At 40.1% G+C, this 19,379-nt stretch carries 16 protein-coding genes and 1 CRISPR repeat array; of the genes, 6 read left to right on the top strand and 10 right to left on the bottom strand.

Going from position 1 to position 19,379, the window contains the following annotated elements:
* Position 1: 1 nt before the first annotated feature.
* The 9 genes from BQ9893_RS01945 to cas1 all read right to left on the bottom strand — a co-directional run bounded on the left by BQ9893_RS01945 (position 2) and on the right by cas1 (position 11,977).
* Positions 2-1,759 (bottom strand): RAMP superfamily CRISPR-associated protein, encoded by a 1,758-nt coding sequence (locus BQ9893_RS01945; protein ID WP_075964499.1) that lies wholly within the window; start codon positions 1,757-1,759, stop codon positions 2-4.
* Positions 1,760-1,762: 3 nt separating this feature from the next.
* The gene (gene csm4, locus BQ9893_RS01940) at positions 1,763-2,755 is read right to left on the bottom strand and encodes a type III-A CRISPR-associated RAMP protein Csm4 (RefSeq protein ID WP_075964498.1); all 993 of its coding nucleotides are present in this window, start codon (positions 2,753-2,755) and stop codon (positions 1,763-1,765) included.
* Between the two features lie 11 nt (positions 2,756-2,766).
* Positions 2,767-3,399 (bottom strand): type III-A CRISPR-associated RAMP protein Csm3, encoded by a 633-nt coding sequence (gene csm3, locus BQ9893_RS01935; RefSeq protein WP_075964497.1) that lies wholly within the window; start codon positions 3,397-3,399, stop codon positions 2,767-2,769.
* Positions 3,400-3,402: 3 nt separating this feature from the next.
* Positions 3,403-3,804: a type III-A CRISPR-associated protein Csm2 gene (csm2, locus tag BQ9893_RS01930; RefSeq protein WP_075964496.1), complete on the bottom strand. Its 402-nt coding sequence runs from the start codon at positions 3,802-3,804 to the stop codon at positions 3,403-3,405.
* A gap of 19 nt (positions 3,805-3,823) precedes the next feature.
* The gene (gene cas10, locus BQ9893_RS01925) at positions 3,824-6,340 is read right to left on the bottom strand and encodes a type III-A CRISPR-associated protein Cas10/Csm1 (protein ID WP_075964495.1); all 2,517 of its coding nucleotides are present in this window, start codon (positions 6,338-6,340) and stop codon (positions 3,824-3,826) included.
* Positions 6,341-6,398: 58 nt separating this feature from the next.
* Positions 6,399-7,079 (bottom strand): CRISPR-associated endonuclease Cas6, encoded by a 681-nt coding sequence (locus BQ9893_RS01920; RefSeq protein WP_075964494.1) that lies wholly within the window; start codon positions 7,077-7,079, stop codon positions 6,399-6,401.
* Positions 7,080-7,479: 400 nt separating this feature from the next.
* A CRISPR array of direct repeats spans positions 7,480-9,304; the repeat unit is 37 nt; unit sequence GTCTTAATCCTTATTATACTGGAATACTATATACGAG.
* A 181-nt stretch (positions 9,305-9,485) separates the two neighbouring features.
* Positions 9,486-9,968, bottom strand: coding sequence for a CRISPR-associated endonuclease Cas2 (cas2, locus tag BQ9893_RS01915; RefSeq protein ID WP_075964493.1), 483 nt, complete (start codon positions 9,966-9,968; stop codon positions 9,486-9,488).
* A 12-nt stretch (positions 9,969-9,980) separates the two neighbouring features.
* A complete protein-coding gene (locus BQ9893_RS01910) occupies positions 9,981-11,015 on the bottom strand; it encodes a CRISPR-associated primase-polymerase type B (RefSeq protein ID WP_244155031.1) in 1,035 nt (344 codons plus the stop codon).
* Positions 10,997-11,977 (bottom strand): CRISPR-associated endonuclease Cas1, encoded by a 981-nt coding sequence (gene cas1, locus BQ9893_RS01905; RefSeq protein WP_075964491.1) that lies wholly within the window; start codon positions 11,975-11,977, stop codon positions 10,997-10,999. Before cas1 ends, BQ9893_RS01910 begins: the two co-directional genes overlap by 19 nt.
* Before the next feature lie 533 nt (positions 11,978-12,510).
* Here cas1 and BQ9893_RS01895 point away from each other — a divergent pair.
* Positions 12,511-12,804, top strand: a complete 294-nt coding sequence (locus BQ9893_RS01895) for a hypothetical protein (protein WP_075964489.1) — start codon at positions 12,511-12,513, stop codon at positions 12,802-12,804.
* A gap of 104 nt (positions 12,805-12,908) precedes the next feature.
* On the opposite strand, the gene BQ9893_RS01890 is transcribed toward BQ9893_RS01895, so the two are convergent.
* Entirely contained in the window at positions 12,909-13,808 is a 900-nt protein-coding gene (locus BQ9893_RS01890) for a helix-turn-helix domain-containing protein (protein WP_075964488.1), read from the bottom strand.
* 172 nt (positions 13,809-13,980) lie between these two features.
* On the opposite strand from BQ9893_RS01890, the gene BQ9893_RS01885 reads away from it, so the two are divergent.
* From BQ9893_RS01885 to BQ9893_RS01865, 5 genes are all read left to right on the top strand, one after another.
* A complete protein-coding gene (locus BQ9893_RS01885) occupies positions 13,981-15,366 on the top strand; it encodes an MFS transporter (RefSeq protein ID WP_075964487.1) in 1,386 nt (461 codons plus the stop codon).
* A 73-nt stretch (positions 15,367-15,439) separates the two neighbouring features.
* The gene (locus tag BQ9893_RS01880; RefSeq protein ID WP_075964486.1) at positions 15,440-16,417 is read left to right on the top strand and encodes a metallophosphoesterase family protein; all 978 of its coding nucleotides are present in this window, start codon (positions 15,440-15,442) and stop codon (positions 16,415-16,417) included.
* A gap of 97 nt (positions 16,418-16,514) precedes the next feature.
* Positions 16,515-17,072, top strand: coding sequence for a LemA family protein (locus tag BQ9893_RS01875; RefSeq protein ID WP_075964485.1), 558 nt, complete (start codon positions 16,515-16,517; stop codon positions 17,070-17,072).
* A 146-nt stretch (positions 17,073-17,218) separates the two neighbouring features.
* Complete coding sequence (locus BQ9893_RS01870) at positions 17,219-18,043, top strand: M48 family metallopeptidase (RefSeq protein WP_374046603.1); 825 nt, start codon at positions 17,219-17,221, stop codon at positions 18,041-18,043.
* 85 nt (positions 18,044-18,128) lie between these two features.
* The gene (locus BQ9893_RS01865; RefSeq protein ID WP_075964483.1) at positions 18,129-19,307 is read left to right on the top strand and encodes a M24 family metallopeptidase; all 1,179 of its coding nucleotides are present in this window, start codon (positions 18,129-18,131) and stop codon (positions 19,305-19,307) included.
* The last annotated feature ends 72 nt before the right edge of the window (positions 19,308-19,379 follow it).

The following is a 19,379-nucleotide window of genomic DNA, read 5'->3' as shown; positions in this document are numbered from 1 at the left end:
TCTATCCTATTACTTTCTCAAAAATAATCTGAATCCTCTCCTCTGATACAATCTTGGATATCGACTTCCAATTACCTTCCGATACTTTTTCCCATCTTTTCAAATCACGTTTCTTTTCAGTTCTATAAAGGCGAATCAGTGTTTGTATCAATATACTCTCCTGATCCACCGGAACATATTTACATCCAGATTTTTTCAGCCAACTTTCAGTCCTGCTGACAGCCATCTTTAAATCCTTAACAACAAACTTTCCTTCTCTTTCTTCGGTCAAAAAAGATAAACCACCATCCACGAACTCTTGTTGCTTTTGCAATCTCTCACGTTCAGCTTCTTTGTTTTCCTTTTCCAACTCTTCCTTTTCCAACTGCCGTTGCAAAAACGATTCTATTTCATGTATTGCCGTATCATGCAAACCGCCGTCAGGATAGGTTATTGCTGCCATTTTATATTTAGATAAAGCTGCAACCTTGTCACCTCCTTCCATACATTCTTCGGCTTCTCGAATAAACAACTCATATCTACCTTTCTTTTCTTGCAGTTCGAATGTTTCCCTTTTCTTTTTTTCTTCCTGTTTTTTTAATTGTTCGATTTTCTCAAAACGTATCTTTTGTATCTGTTCCTTTACCTTAATTTCATCTTCCGATAACAATCGCAACAGGACAAAACCCATTAAAGAAAAAGACTCTTGGGTAATAGCAATCTTCCGAGACTTTGCCGACGGTTTAAAATTAAAATAACCTCGATTTCTCTTCTGTGAGCAAATATCATCAATCAAGAAATCATCAAATTGCCAATCTCCCGTTATTGAATGGAAACCAGAGCCGACAGCCATCTTCAAAATACATGAAGATGAAGGCAGGGAATTCAATCTTGACCTTATTTCACGCAGATTATCTAAAATAGAATCCACACGATCCGCCTGATATGTCTCGAAGAAATCTATTTCCTTATCCAAATAAACCTTCGTATGGTTATTAATACATTGGAACAGGTTTGAAACATTCAATAAACGTCGTTTATCTTCCACCTTAAAATATGATACATCTTTAGGATTATCACTATCATAAAATGAATCAAACATTTTATCAGACAATAAAATAACCCCATCCGCCTTTTGTCCAGGCATTAAAACTTCGTATATCGTATTAAACCCAAATGGTTTAAATATAGAAGAAGTTTCTTTTCCACCATGTTTCCAACCTCCTTCCAATGTACGAGGTCTTTCTCCGCTTCTTAAATTGAATATTTTGGTATTAACCAAACCTGTTTGATCAAATTCCACATCCGAAAACTTGACAAAACGCATAAATTCATTTCCTCTATTCGATTCTCCAAAAACATATTTTTCTTGTTTTTGATCAGGATCCTTCAATTCTTTAAACAAAACAGATCGCACCGCCCCTTTCAAGGAACTCCCGGGTATAATCGGTTTCCCTGACAGTTCATTTTTGATAAATGCTTTTATGTCATTCGTAGATGAAAAAGTCATATCAAACACTGTATCCGAAACAATATCCAACTTATTTCCTAACAACCTCAGTACTCCCTGTTTATCTTTCCTCTCAAATAAGGGAAGCAACCGTTCTACATCCACACCCGAATCAGGATGAAGCAGACGGCGAAGATTCAATTTGTAGATCTTCCTTTCTGATTCCACAAAATCAAGACCATTAATCCAATCCTTGTCTGCACCGCCACCAATGCAGACCGGCGTAACAATCTCTATCTCTATTGGATATTTCTTATTCAGTTCTTCCATAAACTAAAATCTTATCGGTATAAAAATAGCTTTTCCATTCCGCCATATCGGATGATCTATCATCTCCAAGCCATTCACGCGAGGATTCAAATTGACTATTTTCCCTTTACAGAAAGGAGAAGTCACATCTTCACCATGAAAAACAGATGCTGGTGTAAATGCATATATTACATTCTTACGCAGAGTCAGATTGGGTGGAGTGGTAATCCATCCACCACGACGAACAAAATCATAAGCGACATTCTCTCCCTGAACCATCTGGGTCAACTCCTCTTTCTTATCCGGTATAAACATGGATAGGGTAACTACGTTTTCCGATGTCTCAGGACAATTCAAATCCAATGTATCTGTTTCATAAAAGAAATAACCGTTTCCAACATTCCGATCCGTTCCTAATCCTTGATGTTGCAACAACTCCAATCCTTTGTTCAATAAAGAGGTATCGCCTTGTGCCAAGAAAAACAAACCAGAATAATCTTTATAATAAACACGATCCATATAAAAAGGAACGGCATCCTCTTCCCCTGTCCGCGAAACCGTCACTCGTGATAAAACTTCCGACACTATGAACTTATCCGGAATGGGTTGGCAAGTCAGAAACTCATTCCGTAAATCGTCTATGATGGATTTATCCCCAAACAATGTCTTACCTTGTATCATCCGCTCAAAATAGTTTTTATCCAACCATCCCACCTTTTTTACTTTTTTGGCATATTGAATATTATCTATAAGCAACATATTCTTCAATGGTTTCGGGAAAAAATAAACAGGAAGAGACTGTTTATTCTTTTGATAAAAAGGAAATAAGGAACTTATCGTACATCCTAAATCGCCATCTTCCGGTATCACTTCCCCCAACATGGCCAAACAAGATGTAACCGCTGCATATAAAGTATCAGATTGGATCATTTTCATGCTGATACTATAATCCAATCGATTATCTCCAATATGCAACGGTGATGTAAAATGCAATTTATAAACCGTGAAAGAAGCCATACGATCAATTTTTAATTTGATTTCGATTTCAGGAAAACTGGTTCTATTTTTCTGGGACTAAACTTCACTTGTCCATACCCACGACTACCATTACCTCCCAAATAATCATTCTCCAATGCTTTAATACCTTCATCCAACAAACCGAGCAAGTCCTCTTCCTTATCATCATCCCATACATTTACTATAAATTCAACATGAAACCATACACCGGCTGGTACTCGTTCTATTTGTCGAGGATGCTCAGCTGTTCCCTTTACCCGATCAATGGTGTTTTCCCATTTACTCTCCGTGTAAGGCATATCCAAACTATCGCAATTTTCCAATTCCTTTACAGAAGATTCCAACATATAGGCATCTCGAACTATTAACTTGGAAGGTTTATTTTCAAGTGAATAGCCAAACAAATTATTAATCTTGTCACAACCGCCCACTTTAGAAGAACCATTCATTTGTTCCAACAAACAACGCATCTTTCCTTTCAACGAACTTCCAGGAATATAGGGCTGACCTCGATACAAAGGAGATTTAATAACCGGTGAATCTATACCTCCAATTTCCACATTATCACTATTTTCTCCAATGTGTAATCCAGTGAGCAGTTCCAATTCTGCTGTTACTTTTATTTTAGATATCAGTCTTTTCATATTTTACTCTCCTCCATAAAATTTATGATACGCTACAATTGCCTCAAATATCTTCAGGAAATTCTTGAAGTCATTCTTCGCATGAACCTCATCTTCTAAACGGATAGCGTCTATACCCTTAGACATTTCTTCTCCGAATTCTTTGGTTTTTGTCTTCTTCTTATCTCTACCGACTGCATAAGCCAACATAGGCTTCAGCATAATAATGTCGTTTTTTTTATGAGAAAAGTCAGAATCGATACGCCGCAATTCCCCAAAAAACTTTCTAAGTTGCGAAGTACTTAAAACATCCTTTACGTCCTTCTTTGTTAAATACTCTCCAAAAGATTTAGCCCATTCCACTGCTTCATTGGATATCCCATTCTGAATCCAATCCTTTTTCATTTTATCATTTGGATATGCCATACTATTATGTTTTTAGTTCTTACTTTTCAAATCTTAATTCCAATTCTGCCCACCGAGCAGAAATAGCAATCAGTTCATATGTCCTTTTATCACACAAAATACACATTAGTTCTCTGCAAAAATTAACAATTCGATCACTTTTTCCCTCAGAGAACCGTGTCAGAAAATAGGCCGTATGCCAAATATAACCATACTCGCCACGTTTCATTTCACCACAAAAACTCATCAATTTATGCAAGATGGAAACCGGCATCGCTTCCTTATTGCACAAATCGACAAACCATTCTTTATAACCTTCTACGAAATTGAACTCATCTTCCCAAGAAATATTCTCTCCGAAAAGATTCAAAGCATCCTTCTTCTCTCCCTTGAACTTTTTGGCAGCATCTTCCGCATCCCCTGCAAGTTCGGCAGCCTTGGCTATCGGAAATTTACGATCCACAATAACGATTCCTCCTGAAATCGTCACATCCCTACGCCCAACAAACCTGGTGAACTCTGTCCTGACATCACGTGCGAACAAAAGCAACTGTTTCCAACGCCCAATAGCAAAGACATCATCGCCACCGGCATACAGAATATTGACATCCGCTTTATATCGCTCACGAATCACATTCAGATAACCACTGAAGAAATAATCTAACATAAAAGACAATGTTGAATAGGCAGCAAAACTCTTATCTTGTTCAGGAAGTCCTTCTATAAATATTCGTCCCAAATTATCGACATCCATCCTCAAAATTCCCAAATAAGAACCATCGGCCAATTCTTCGAATGTTTTAAGGTTTGCACCTGATTTAGCCTGTTCATTTCCTCCATAAAACTGAAAGCCATAGCTAACCTGCCGCCCCTTCAACTGAGCAGCCAAAAAGTTTGTATTATTGATCCGCTTCACACGGTTCACATCAGCAGATGTGATCTTACGGAAATGTGCATAATCGTCAGTCAATTCTTTCTGGTCAAAGAAGTAGCTGTGCACACCAACTACCGAGATATCAAATTTCGAACGGTTCGCCAGATAATCCACTCCTCCAGCTGATTTATGGGTCAGTATATAATCGGCATCTTTCAATACATTTCCTAAATCAATCTGTTCTTTAACCGATGGCAAAACATAAATCGAATTTTCCTGTTTTGAACCAACCATTACACAGTCTGCTGATTCTATCCCTGTCACGGCACAAATTCTACATTCAGGATCTACTGTTTGAGGAACAAAAATATTGTCATAATCAGCTAACAGAACCGAACTAAATTTACGATTTTTCCGCTCTACTAATTTATCCGAAAGACGTTTCCACAAAGCCCCCAAGGACTGCCTATTCCCTTCGAAATACAATTGTCCAGACCCTGTTTCATACGCAAAAGCGACAGAATCCCAATTGAATAATAAAGTTCCCTTGTGTTGTTTCCACAAAAAAAGTTCAAACTCCTTTCCCAATTCATTTAAAACACCTTTCACTTTTTCCGTATTGGGCAAAAGCATAAAGAATTTACCTCCAGAAGAATAAACGACATGACCGATTGTCACCTTTAAACGGTTGATGATCCGCTGAACAATGGAATCTATCAATAATTGCAAATAAAAAGAACGTCCCTTCAAACTGACAGCAGCCTTTTGCGAGGATACATTATATATAAATTTCTGTATACCAGAAATTTCTCCTCCAATCAACAGAACTGGACAAACACCCTGTTTCAAATCCAATCGGTAACAAGAAGGATTCCATGAAAAGTCATCCGGATTTTCTTGTTTGTAAAGCCATAAACAATCAGCAAATGCAGCCGTAGTCTTCAAGTGTTCAAACAAACTCACATTAGCCATATCCATCGTGTTAGATGGTATGCACCAAGTATATTTCTTCAACAAATAAATCAGACTTTCCGAAAAAGCGCTGAACGTGTCAGTCGGAAGCAATTCAAACTCTTCGACAAATTTTTTCCACAAAAACGCATAACAGGCTTGACCTGTACCATCTTCTTTCTGTTTGACCTCATGAGGAAATAAACTTTCTTCCAATACAAGTGGTAACAAAGGAAATGCATATCGAGAATCACCTCCAAACAATTGATTGAATATGGAATACAAAGGAATTTGCTTATACCGGTTCTTTCCCCACTTGATAGGCTCGACATCATCACTATTCTCTTTTTCTTTCGGATCACGTCGATCTATGCCCGCACTCCACCAATCAGCTAATGAAACTAAAGCCTGTTGTTCAGTTCGCGGAACATGATGATTACACGCCAAATTGGCCAATGAATCATCCACCTCATCATAAAACAGATTTTGTTTCATACCCGGAATCTCCGTCAACTTACGGCTGAACCGTTCGAACAATTCGTTTGTCCAAACAACATGCTGATACCCAAATTTTCCATATTCATTTACAGGACATATCAACTCTGCCATTCGCTTTGAAGAATCCGACAACGTATTATACCGGTCTGAAAAAGCCTGATCCGCCCGTTGATAAAACTTTCCTATATCATGTAGCAAAGCAGCCAAATAAATGCGTTCTCTACAATTTTCCATAACTTATTAGACTAAGAACTATATCCGTTCCAAATATAATAAATAAAAAAAATAAAAGTCAATTTTTCAGGGGAAAATGTGTACGTAAAAGGCCATTTCCAAGGCTTACACCTTTACCCAAGCCAATATTATCTGGAAGGGAAAGGTTTGACTTGAAACAGATATTGAATGCCATCATACGCACACCTTTGTATATAACCCAGTAAGGTTCTTCGATTTCAAGAATTTTACACGTAATCCGGTCTTTAAAATAGATGCCCATTCCTTTCGCGAATGAGAGAATATTACCAACTAACATCTTTTCAAGGAAAATATAACGATCTGCAAGACCTTCCATAGCTTGATAGACACGATAGTTTTCTTCGTTGAACGGTAACCAGCGAGTTAGACGATAGACAAACGAGGTGTCCCATAATTGCACCAACATCTGGTATGGCTTTATTGAACTAATCTTCATCTCTACCACTCGGGTTCCAATCCGGAAACAGAAATCACCCACAGAAAACAGCTCCCCAATCACTTCCGTCCCCTCTTCTAAACAGACTATAGCCGCTTTCTTATCCAAACATTTATACTGAATTAAGGGATAAGAATAACGATAACCATTGCCCAAGTGGTTATGAAACAAAATAGAAGTCGACTGTTGTAGTTTACTTAACACGGCTCCACGGAACATCTCGATTTCGTCAGGCCGTAACTCATTTTGGAAGCGAACACACAAAATCTTTATCTTTTTCATCTCTCTATTATTATTTTTTATTTATTGCAACCACTCAGCCAGGATTCTCATTTGTACACGATTAAAAACCTCCGTCATACCCATAAACATATTTTATCAAATTACAAGTCTTGAATAATTCACACTCTCCATCAAAATGAATGAAGACGGATTAACAATATTTACTATATGCCACTTTTCCGACACATAATCAATAACCTGATAACACAAACACCTATCAGCCTGACAATAATTACTCTTATAACATAACACGAAATGAAATGGAATTTGAACAGATTCGATTTTCCCAAACATAGATTTTTTTTAGATTTCCACAAAAATAAAGTTTCCCAATCGGAAAACAAACTTTTTAATGCAAATCAATCATAAAAGTGACAGAAAAGCCATTTCTTCCATTCTCCTACTAATCCTTATTACACTGGAATACTATATACGAGTTTGGTCTGATGGTAATATAGGTGGAATTTGACGCAGTCTTAATCCTTATTATACTGGAATACTATATACGAGAATTTGAGTGACTACACCCATTGCATCATTGTTGGTGATGTCTTAATCCTTATTATACTGGAATACTATATACGAGCGGAAAGCTCTATGTCCTTATTTTTGAACGGGAAAATGTCTTAATCCTTATTATACTGGAATACTATATACGAGCACACGGGAAAAATTAGTGATTTTGAATTTGAGGTGAAGTCTTAATTCTTATTATACTGGAATACTATATACGAGGGTATCAGGTGTTGCCAAAGATAAAAAACAATTGGTAGCGTCTTAATCCTTATTATACTGGAATACTATATACGAGGTACAAAAATGGCTGTCACGACTCTTAGCCGTAATTGTCTTAATCCTTATTATACTGGAATACTATATACGAGAGAAATATATTTTTGACACTCGAAGCAAGCTCGGACCAGTCTTAATCCTTATTATACTGGAATACTATATACGAGGATATATACTGCTCTTCGGATGAACGATATCATGCTGTGTCTTAATCCTTATTATACTGGAATACTATATACGAGGTTGCAAAGTGAAGCCATAAAGGCTAATGCTTCTAGTCTTAATCCTTATTATACTGGAATACTATATACGAGACCTTGTCCTGCTCGTTCCAAATAAGGATCACCCTTTTGTCTTAATCCTTATTATACTGGAATACTATATACGAGGGCTATTTCGTTTAATTAAACTTTTTCTGAATGAAAAGTCTTAATCCTTATTATACTGGAATACTATATACGAGCGATCAAGACGTGTCTGAAAGCGAAGGAAGCGAAGTCTTAATCCTTATTATACTGGAATACTATATACGAGGCCTTAAAGAGGTTACCGTTTGGGCTGATGGCTACTGGGTCTTAATCCTTATTATACTGGAATACTATATACGAGTAATATTTTAAGAAGAATCTATAAACTTATTTAAAGAGTCTTAATCCTTATTATACTGGAATACTATATACGAGGATAATCTAATAACAATATAGCGCGCGCCACCTCGTAGTCTTAATCCTTATTATACTGGAATACTATATACGAGTATAGTTTCTATAGTATTAATGATAAAAAGGAAAGGATGTCTTAATCCTTATTATACTGGAATACTATATACGAGAAATTATGAAATGTGACATTCTTTTTCATGAGTTTTTAGTCTTAATCCTTATTATACTGGAATACTATATACGAGTATTGAACAAAGCAGACAGACCGTTGTCGAATGTCGGCGGTCTTAATCCTTATTATACTGGAATACTATATACGAGTTTTTACACGCAAAACGGTTGGGCAGGTTCGAATTATGAGTCTTAATCCTTATTATACTGGAATACTATATACGAGTATTCAAAGACTTACAGGTTATCATTAGAACATTGCCTGGTCTTAATCCTTATTATACTGGAATACTATATACGAGAAAAAAGACTTAGACCAATTACGCCAGACATTACCGACGGTCTTAATCCTTATTATACTGGAATACTATATACGAGTATTCTAAGGTATATAAGGATAGCAAAGCAGACGCCGTCTTAATCCTTATTATACTGGAATACTATATACGAGCGCAAAACCGCCGTGAGGCGTATAGTAATGTTCGATAGTGTCTTAATCCTTATTATACTGGAATACTATATACGAGTTGCTTTAAAAGATTACGGATGTGTGATACAGAGAAGTCTTAATCCTTATTATACTGGAATACTATATACGAGAGCAAAATTACCAACGCACTATCATTCATTCACTTCTCACTCTAAAACCTAAGATTTTTTTATATTTTCACAAAAAATAGCTCTAAATTTTGAGAGTGCAAAGATAATCATAAATTCAATATGTCAAAGAACTTTCATTACATTTTGTATTGAAAAACAATGCATGCCATAAACGGCTCTTTCAAAAAAACAAAGTATTTTTATTGTGCATGATTATATCTAATTCTATTTTTTGGCCAATTATCTTCATTGAACGTAAATAATCCGACGATATCGGAACAATCAATATGCTATCATTATTTTCATAAGCCGCCTGCACCTCCGCCAAGTCTTTCCGTATGCAATCATATTCCGACATCGCCAAATCTGCCAAAAAAATTGACCGCTGGACACGCATGCATCCTTTCCGTTGCAAGTATTTGACAACCTGATGACGAACCTTATTACTTTCTATATCATACATAACAAAAAACAACATATTAGAAGACGGCCTGTTTATTCGATTTACAATACCTAAAACTCTTTCTATACGTTCATCCAATGAAGACAAATCCTCCACTCCATTTCCCAATCGGTTAGGAACTGCCGATCCGGATATGCCAGCATGAATAAACTTCTGCATTTTATCTACAAAGGTCAAAACCTTACGAGATTTCTTAACCATCTTGATCACCGATTATTGTTCTTTTATAAATCCAGTTATCAAGTCTGCCATCAGTTGATTCAAATCAGCATTCGTCCCCGTACGAGGAGATTGTACAATCGAAAAACCTTTCTTTCCAAAAAACAGGTTTACTTCGGCTTGCTTCATTCCCATCTTAAAGCGAATTTTCTTACCATATTGAATATTGATCACTTCGGTTATACCAACACCAGTCTGTTCGACATAAGGCTTAAGAATAGCCATCATCTCATCTAATTCATGAGGAGCAAACACAATGTCTCGTTCTTTTTTCACCTTTGGATTAAGCAATTGTTTAATCCGTTCAATCACCTCTTTGTCTGGATCAGAAGTATTCGGTTCTTTCGAACTTGAAGAGGAAGCATTCGCTTTCATGATTTTTTCCTGTTGCCGTTTCTGTTCAAACAAAGCAAACGGATTATCAGAATTGATAAAAGCATTCATATCGACCGATGTGGCATTCGGATTATAATAAGCATCAGGATCCACGCTGATAAAGCAAGCGCGTGTCACATCACTCGTGCGTGTATCAACAACCTGTTGCAAAGCATATTGCTTACTGAATTCCAATGAAAAAGCTTTATAAAACACTGAATACAAACCTGAGTCATAACAACGTTCTTTCAATTTGAAAAAAACTTTTAATCCATCTTCGCTGGGAGAGAGAAACGACAAAACCACCCGTTCATCTTTTTCAATTGATTTGCGCAATTCAGTAATAGAAAATCCTTTATCAGAAAGGTGATCTATGTCTATAATGAAATACTCGACATAAGCAAAATTTTCTGTTTTACGATACGGAGGATTGAACATTCCACAAACCAAATAAGGCAAACGACGTTTTAGTAAATTATATTGCTTGCCATCTATCTCCCGGGCTATTCGGAGCTGACGAATAGAAGATAATATCTCCGGACGAGGATTACGCAACGAATCATAAAAATACTTTACCGTCACCTTACGCAACGGATCCGCTCCGCTTGTTATATTGACTCCCGCTGAAATCATACCTAAATATATTTTTTCCATTGTTGTGCAAGTTCCTGAGCATACAAAGATAATTGTGTCAAGCGACTTCTCGAAAGTCCCTTCATCGTTACAACCTCATCCAAATAATCATTCAACGACTGAATAAGTACTCGACGTCCCAAAGCTTCAAGCCAACAGGAGCCATCTTCTCGAACAGAATAGTATTCATCAGTTACCACTTCCTGCATCAACAAAGAACATACGACATAATCTACCCAAACACGATATAATTCAATAACATCATACACCAAAACCGGACGGTTATAGTCATCTCTGTGCATAACTCCGATGTACGGGTCAATACCGGTTTTTATCAAAGCTCCCTCAATTTTCCCGTACAACAAACCATATCCATAATTAAACAATGCATTCGCCACATCCAAAGCTGGATGTTGGCTTCTTGCTTCAAAACGATATCTTTCGGGAAGAAACAAATTTAAAGTCTTAAAATATATTTTAGAAGAGAGTCCTTCCCATCCTCGCAAAGTTGGAGCCACATCTGAAACGATCTCTCCATCGATTCCTCTCACTTTCGTTCGGTAGTCCTCCAGTCGGTTGATTGATTTGTTCACCTCCCTTTCTATTTCATCAGCCCGAGGGATCATCATCAATAATAAAGCCTGCTGATTTTCGATCTTTCTGGAAATAATATCTTTGATCCAAAACACAGCGTCTTTGGTAAAAGTAAAGCTCAATTGCCCCTTCCTGATCAATGAAACAGAGCCATATTTCGGACTCCAAATCCTTCCAAGCGGTTGCCCACTCTTATCCATAAACAGCACTTCGATTTCCCGCTCGATCGCAAGTAACACTGCATCACTTGTAATTTGCGCTCCACGACCAATCTGAATAGAAGAAATACCTTCAGATGGAATACGTTGTTTTCCATCTTTCGAAAGAATAACAAATCCTTCATTATCACGACTTAACGAAGTTCCAAATGTATTCAGCACCAACTCCATAATTGTTTCTTCAATATTAAAATAAGGTAATCGTTTACAAACATAAGAATATTTCTTGCAAAACTTGAATAAGCGCCTATGATTTTGTGGGAAAAACATTCTTTCATCATGTCTTTTTTTGATTTCTGCATTTTTTCACCAAAATCATTTACGATACAATAAATCTCTGTATTTTTATCCATCGAGAACATAGCAATAATTGTTAATGTCTTATTATATCAACAATTATTATAAATACATCTTTGATATTCAAACAAATAACTTAATTTTTACACCAAACTCATTGTACATATGAAGTATAGACAGATTAGGTATTATTCTATCAGTAATAACGTTAACACCTACTTGTTCTTTGATAATAGAAGTGATTTTTCATCAGATGAAGGACATGATTGGAGAGTTTTTTATTTAATTGCTCCTCTGGAAGTGTTTTTAATGGTAATACTGCTATGAATCAGAAGAAGAAAAATTGAAGAAACAATATAAAAGAGATAGAGAACCTTCTTTTATCAGTAAATGATTAAATCAAAAATATGATAGAACTAATACAAGACATCATTTGTTTTCTCCTATGGGGAATTGCTGGTTTTGCCATAGTCGGATTGGGACTAATGTTTCTTATACTCATCATAGCCTCTTATCTATTAAGTTTTGAGATAATAATAACAAATGAGGACCTTATAAGAACTTTAGTTATAAAATTAATCGCTTGGGGATGGACATTTTTGGATTGGCTTTGGATTTTATTAAAAGTAATCACAGGTTCCAGGGTATTATTAACTATTGCATTCTTGGGATATGTTATGTATGTTATTGTTTTTGGCTAATAGCTTGTGTAATCTGATTTGCATCAAAGCTTCAAATCCCCTTTCGGGGGTATACCGAAAAACAATATTCGCCAGACACCGATTATGCAAACATACGAAACATATTAAGTCATTATTTTATTCCTATAAGCATTCGGTGTGCACTGTTCGATTTTTTTGAACCAATTGTTGAAATTCTGCGGTTGGCGGAATCCGAGTTCTTCGGCTATTTCGTTGATCCGCCCTGATGTCGTAAGCAGCAGTTCTTTGGCTTTCTCCAAGGTCTTTTGTCGGATGTGCTTCTGTGGCGAGAGTCCTGTGGTCTTGCGTATCAAGTCGCTGAAATAGTTGACGGAGAGACAAAGTTTTTCGGCACAATACTGTACGGTGAGCAATCCGTTGGTCACCGGAAGTTTACGTTCGAAATAGTCATTACATATTTCTTCAAAACGTGCCAATATGTCGTTGTTCGCTACCGGCAAGGCATCGAACTGACGGTCGTAAGCATGCAAGCAATAGTCAAGCACGAGCTTTATGTAGTCTGTGATGATAAGCATGTCGGGGGTGCCGGTATGTAGTTCGTCGTCGATTTTCCCGAAAACATCCACAAGCAAATTCTTTTCACGTTCGGTCGGGAACAGGGCTTCGTTGGTGTTATAGGAGAAATAAGAATAGCGCGACATGGCTCCCTGCAACGGAGTTCCAGCAAGCAGCTCGGGAGCAAACATCAATACATGCCCTTGCACCTGATGCCGTTGCCCGTCAGCCTCCGAACCGGCGATCTGTCCCGGAGCGAAAAACACCAATGCGCCTTCGCTATAATCATACAGGCTGTCGCCATAGTGCAACTCCGTGTATTTCTTTCCTTTCAGATAAACGGCGTAGTATCCGAACATCCGCTGCGGACTGTCGAACAGGATGGGAGGCAACTTGCCGAAGTCGATTACCCCAACAAGCGGATGCAGCGTTTCTGCTCCCACCATTTCATTATAACTGCTTATGTCACAAATCTTGATGTTTGCCATGAATTCCTATTGCTTTTGTTCCTGAACGACTATAAAAACGAAAAAAACAGCTTTTATTGTAATATAAAAAGTCGAAAAATGTGATTTATATATTTTTATCAGAGATTTCGCTACCAGAAACAATCCGGAATCATCGAAACTTTGCACCGCAAAAGAAAGGAGCATAAACGATATGGATATAACACGAGACACGACAGAGGAAGAGAAACGCAAACGTGTGGTGCTCGCACTTGTTCTGTCAAGCTATCTGGTGGTCGGCATAGACGGTTCGCTCGTCATAACGGCAATCGCAGAAATTGCATCCGACCTGCATCTGGGCGACATGGCTATGTCGTGGGTACAAAACGCCTATGTACTGGCATTCGGAGGTTTCATGTTGGCCGGAGGACGGCTTGGTGACATTTATGGACGCAAACGGCTGTTCTGTATTTCCATTGTCTTATTCTGCATCGGGTCTTTGGGGGCCGGATTGTCGCAGACAGCCATGCTGATGATTGTCTCACGCTTTGCACAAGGCGTCGGCTCTGCCGCGATGGCACCTGCGGCACTCGGGCTCATCATGGATTACTTCCAAGGGAAAGAAAGGGTGAAAGTCGTGGCATGGTATGGCAGCATATCGGGACTGGGACTTTGCGTAGGGTTGGTGCTTGGCGGCGCCATCACGAGTTACGGATCATGGCGATGGGGCTTTTTGGTCAACATTCCCCTAACATTGGGAATGTTTGCATACGCAGCCAAATGGCTGCATAGAGAGAATACGGTAAAAGCCCGCTTGGATATACGCGGCACGATATTATCGGCAGTGGCTGTCTTTACGTTTGTCTACGCCATTGACGGAGCCAAGAGTCTTTGGATGTGGCTAATCGTGTCAAGCATCTGTCTTTTGATTTTTGGAAAAGTTGAAAGGGAAGCTGTTTTTCCCATCGTTCCGGGATGTCTTTTCTTTTCCAAGAACCGGTGTAACGGCTATGTGGCACGTCTGCTTATGATAGGAGCATTGATGGGCTACAACTTCGCCATATCGATATTCCTTCAAAACGGTTTCGGATTTACATCGCTTCAAACAGGTTGTTCTTTTCTGCCGATGACCCTCACTACCTTTTGCGGTGCTTTGGCTGTTCCACGGTTAGTCGGAAAACATGGCAACATACCGGTCTTGCTATCCGGGCTTATGATGCTTGTCATCGGATTTGTCTGGCTTGCACAAGCAAGGTGTGACGGCCCTTATCTGTTTGCTATATGCCTGCCAATGATTCTTATCGGTTTCGGGCAGGGGCTTGCCATGAGTCCGCTTACGAATCTCGGCATAGAGGGAGTGGACAGCAAAAACACTGGGGCCGCTTCCGGCTTTGTCAATGTAACCCATCAGATAGGCGGAGCCATAGGACTGTCCCTCATGGTGTCAACATCAGAAGGCATTTCCGATTGCGACATGCGTTTTCACCATTGCATGGTCATAGCAGCGATACTTATTTCATTGGCTCTGGCAATAACCATATTCATTCAAAGTCTCAACGTGACAATCGCAAAAGAAAAAAAAGACAGAATATCCCATTAAAGATCAAGCCATTTTTGAACATCTACAATTTAATTTGTAAGTTTGTCAACGAATAAAAACTTACAGACGAACCATGAGTAACAACATTGACAGAAGAAATTTCTTTAAAAGAATCACAGGAGCCGGAGCTATTTTAGCTGTTTCGCAATTACCGGCAATGGCAGAAGATAATCCTTCAGTATTTCCGAAGCGTGGCCAATATGAAAGATTAGCCTTGGCTTTTGCAACTATTGAAATCGGATTGAAAAAACCGTTTACGGTACTCCACATTTCCGACACTCATTTGACAGCAGCCTACCCGCATGAAAACGAGATCAAACAAAGATTGAAAGAAAGCCGGACCCAATGCTTCGGAGGAAGGCAGGAAGAGGCTTTAAGAGACTCTTTGACTTGGGCCAAAGAACATGCGGATTACATAGTCCACACGGGCGATTTGATTGACTGGCAAAGCGAAGCCAACTTCGATCTGGTACGCAGATATTTTGGCAAAGATATCTGTGGATGCATCGGGAACCATGAATTTTCCATAGATATGGGTATTAGTAAAAATCCCAAACAAGAAAATACAGAAACATACAAAGACTATACAAGGGATTTGCTCCAAAAAGTCTACCCTTTTGACATTTCATTCCAATCTCAGGTAATAAACGGCGTCAACTTCATCACTTTGGATGATGTGTATGGAACGGTGACACCTCACCAGGTGGCTCTTTTCAAAGAAGAAGTGAAGAAGAACATCCCCATCGTGCTTTGCATGCATGTGCCATTCACCACTGATCAAATCTGGAGGGCTTCCCAAAGATTTTGGGAAAACAAGTTCGCTTCAGACATAAATGACGAAAACTATACACCTACGGGTGATTACAAAGCACAAAAAACGGATGCCACCACACGGGATTTTATCGCTTATCTAAAGAAAGAACCTTTACTGAAAGCCATTCTTTCCGGCCATTTGCATGTCACCGTGGAAGAGCAGTTCTCGCCTACTGCCAGGCAATATGTCGTAGGAAGCAATTTCCTGTTCCATGGTCGAGAAGTCCTGTTTGTGTGAAACAAGAAAAAACACATTATCATCTGTGATTTTCCATATTCCACTTTTTATTCTTAACTTTGTGGTAGTAACTCATACTTAAAAACAGTAAAAGACTATGACGACAATCATTTTAATAGCAGTGATCGCGATCCTGGCAATCTGGATCGTTTCTTTGTATAACTCGTTAGTGAAATTGCGCAACAACCGCGAGAACGCATTTGCCGACATCGACGTGCAGCTCAAGCAACGCCACGACCTTATCCCACAGTTGGTCGAAACGGTCAAAGGCTATGCCTCACACGAGAAAGAGACATTGGAACGCGTCATCAACGCCCGTAACGGGGCGATCAGTGCCAAAACGATCGACGATAAGATCGTGGCCGAAAATGCCCTGACTTCCGCATTGGCCGGATTGAAGATCACGCTCGAAGCCTATCCGGACCTGAAAGCCAACCAGAATTTCTTGCAGTTGCAGGAAGAAATTTCCGACCTTGAGAACAAACTGGCTGCCGTACGCCGTTATTTCAATTCGGCAACGAAAGAGTTGAACAACGCAGTCGAGACATTCCCGTCCAACCTGATCGCCGGCATGTTCGGTTTCAAGAAGGAAATGATGTTTGACCTGGGCGAGCAACGCGCCACACTCGAAGAAGCACCTAAAATCAAGTTCTAAGGATGCAATACGTCGGCATACAAACCCAAAAGAGCAGGAACAATTTCAGGTCCCTGCTCCTGCTCTGCCTCTTTCCCTGCCTGGTGATGGGATTGCTTTTTGCGTTCTGTTACCTGCTCCACCTGTTGGCAATGAACGACGACGGCATGACGAAAGCCGAGCTGCTCAAATATTCCACCGGGATGTTCGTCCATCTGGCGCCATACGTGCTGGGCGGCGTACTCATCTGGTTCATCATCGCCTATTTCGCCAACACAAGCATCATCAACTCGGCAACCGGTTCCGAACCCTTGTCGAGAATGGAAAACAAAAGGGTCTATAACCTGGTGGAAAACCTGTGCATGAGCCAGGGTATGAAAATGCCCAAAATCAATGTCATCAACGACGATTCGCTGAACGCTTTTGCAAGCGGCATCAACGACAAAACATACACCGTCAGCCTCTCGCGCGGAATCATCGACAAGCTGGACGACCAAGAACTGGAAGCGGTCATTGCGCACGAACTGTCGCATATCCGCAACAATGACGTACGCCTGATGATCGTTTCGATTGTCTTTGTCGGCATCTTCGCCATGCTCGCACAGATGGCCATGCGCTCCGTCTACTACTCGTCGATGGGGAACAGGAGAGACGAGAAAAACAACACCGCAATCATCATCGTCTTAGTCATGATCGTTGCAGCCATCGGTTATTTCTTCTCCATGCTGATGCGTTTCGCCATCTCGCGCAAACGGGAATACCTGGCCGATGCCGGAGCAGCCGAGATGACCAAGAACCCGCTCGCCCTCGCCAGCGCACTGCGGAAAATATCCGCCGATCCCGACATCGAAGCCGTCAAACGGGAAGACGTAGCCCAGCTTTTCATCCAACATCCAGGCAAACAGGCCAAAAGCGCATTGAGCGGTTTAAGCGGACTTTTCGCCACTCATCCGCCCATTGAAAAACGGATACAAGTGCTCGAACAATTCTAAATTTAATCAAGATTTAATACTTAAAATCATTCCAATCCCGACATTAATTTAATATCTTTGGGGTCGGATAAAATAAGAGTTGGAAATGATACAAAAAGAATTGATTGGCGACCTCAAGCTGAAATGGGACCGCATGCAGCAGGCGATGCAGAAGATAAACGCTGACGGATGCCTGCTCAGCGTGGATGTGAATCTGTATTATACAACCGGACATATCTATAACGGCTATTTCTATCTTCCAGCGGAAGGAGTTCCCCGGTTCTTCGTGAAACGCCCGAACGGTTTGACCGGCGACCACGTGGAATACATCCGCAAACCGGAACAGATGCCCGAACTGTTCGCTTCCCACGGACTGAAAATGCCGGAGAAACTCTTGCTCGAAGCCGACGAACTGACATACAACGACTACATTCGTCTGCAAAAAATCTTCAATCCGAAAGAGACGGGAAACGCGACTGCCATGATGCGTGAACTGCGCCGGATAAAGACGCCGCACGAGATCGAGATGTTTCGTATCTCGGCCGAACGCCATGCCAAGACATATGCCGAAGTTCCCGAATGTTTCCACCCCGGAATGACAGACCTCGAATTCCAGTATGAAATAGAAAAACGGATGCGCAAGAACGGTTCCATCGGACTGTTCCGTGCTTTCGGAGCCAATATGGATATCTTTATGGGAAGTATCCTGGCAGGGGAAAACGCCGAAGCCCCCTCACCTTTCGACTTTGCCCTGGGCGGTGGCGGCATCGATGCTTCCTGCCCGTTAGGAGCGAACGGGACGGTCCTGAAAGAAGGCACGGCCGTCATGGTGGACATGGCGGGAAACTATACGGCTTATATGACGGACATGACGCGCGTGTTCGCTGTCGGCCGCCTGCCCGAACTCGCTTACCGGGCACATCAGACCGCTCTCCTTATCGAAAGCGAGATCGAGAATATCGTCCGACCGGGAACACCCTGTGCCGAGCTGTATGAAATCGCCGCCAAAATAACCGAAAGCCAAGGACTCGGCGCTTATTTCATGGGGACCAGGCAGCAAGCCAAATTCGTAGGGCACGGCATCGGCCTCCAGATAAACGAGCTTCCGGTACTTACGCCCCGCTCGAAAGACAAGTTGGAGCCGAACATGGTATTCGCACTCGAACCGAAATACGTGATACCGGGGGTCGGCGCCGTCGGCATCGAAAACAGTTTCCTTGTTACGGAAACCGGACTGGAGAAGCTCACGCACTTCACAGAAGATATCATACAATTAGACAAATAAATCATAAATCATAAATCATAAATCATAAATCATAAATCATAAATCATAAATCATAAATCATAAATCATAAAT

It is taken from the genome of Parabacteroides massiliensis (assembly GCF_900155425.1).
In the GTDB taxonomy this organism is placed as follows: Bacteria; Bacteroidota; Bacteroidia; order Bacteroidales; family Tannerellaceae; genus Parabacteroides; species Parabacteroides massiliensis.
The sequence above is the reverse complement of the archived record's forward strand: the minus strand, read 5'-3'. Positions and strand labels throughout refer to the sequence as shown.

Coding starts and splice junctions, on each gene's coding strand:
- BQ9893_RS01945 (WP_075964499.1), bottom strand. CDS start 1,759: ATGGAAGAACTGAATAAGAAATATCCAATAGAGATAGAGATTGTTACG.
- csm4 (WP_075964498.1), bottom strand. CDS start 2,755: ATGGCTTCTTTCACGGTTTATAAATTGCATTTTACATCACCGTTGCAT.
- csm3 (WP_075964497.1), bottom strand. CDS start 3,399: ATGAAAAGACTGATATCTAAAATAAAAGTAACAGCAGAATTGGAACTG.
- csm2 (WP_075964496.1), bottom strand. CDS start 3,804: ATGGCATATCCAAATGATAAAATGAAAAAGGATTGGATTCAGAATGGG.
- cas10 (WP_075964495.1), bottom strand. CDS start 6,340: ATGGAAAATTGTAGAGAACGCATTTATTTGGCTGCTTTGCTACATGAT.
- BQ9893_RS01920 (WP_075964494.1), bottom strand. CDS start 7,079: ATGAAAAAGATAAAGATTTTGTGTGTTCGCTTCCAAAATGAGTTACGG.
- cas2 (WP_075964493.1), bottom strand. CDS start 9,968: ATGGTTAAGAAATCTCGTAAGGTTTTGACCTTTGTAGATAAAATGCAG.
- BQ9893_RS01910 (WP_244155031.1), bottom strand. CDS start 11,015: ATGGAAAAAATATATTTAGGTATGATTTCAGCGGGAGTCAATATAACA.
- cas1 (WP_075964491.1), bottom strand. CDS start 11,977: ATGGAGTTGGTGCTGAATACATTTGGAACTTCGTTAAGTCGTGATAAT.
- BQ9893_RS01895 (WP_075964489.1), top strand. CDS start 12,511: ATGATAGAACTAATACAAGACATCATTTGTTTTCTCCTATGGGGAATT.
- BQ9893_RS01890 (WP_075964488.1), bottom strand. CDS start 13,808: ATGGCAAACATCAAGATTTGTGACATAAGCAGTTATAATGAAATGGTG.
- BQ9893_RS01885 (WP_075964487.1), top strand. CDS start 13,981: ATGGATATAACACGAGACACGACAGAGGAAGAGAAACGCAAACGTGTG.
- BQ9893_RS01880 (WP_075964486.1), top strand. CDS start 15,440: ATGAGTAACAACATTGACAGAAGAAATTTCTTTAAAAGAATCACAGGA.
- BQ9893_RS01875 (WP_075964485.1), top strand. CDS start 16,515: ATGACGACAATCATTTTAATAGCAGTGATCGCGATCCTGGCAATCTGG.
- BQ9893_RS01870 (WP_374046603.1), top strand. CDS start 17,219: ATGACGAAAGCCGAGCTGCTCAAATATTCCACCGGGATGTTCGTCCAT.
- BQ9893_RS01865 (WP_075964483.1), top strand. CDS start 18,129: ATGATACAAAAAGAATTGATTGGCGACCTCAAGCTGAAATGGGACCGC.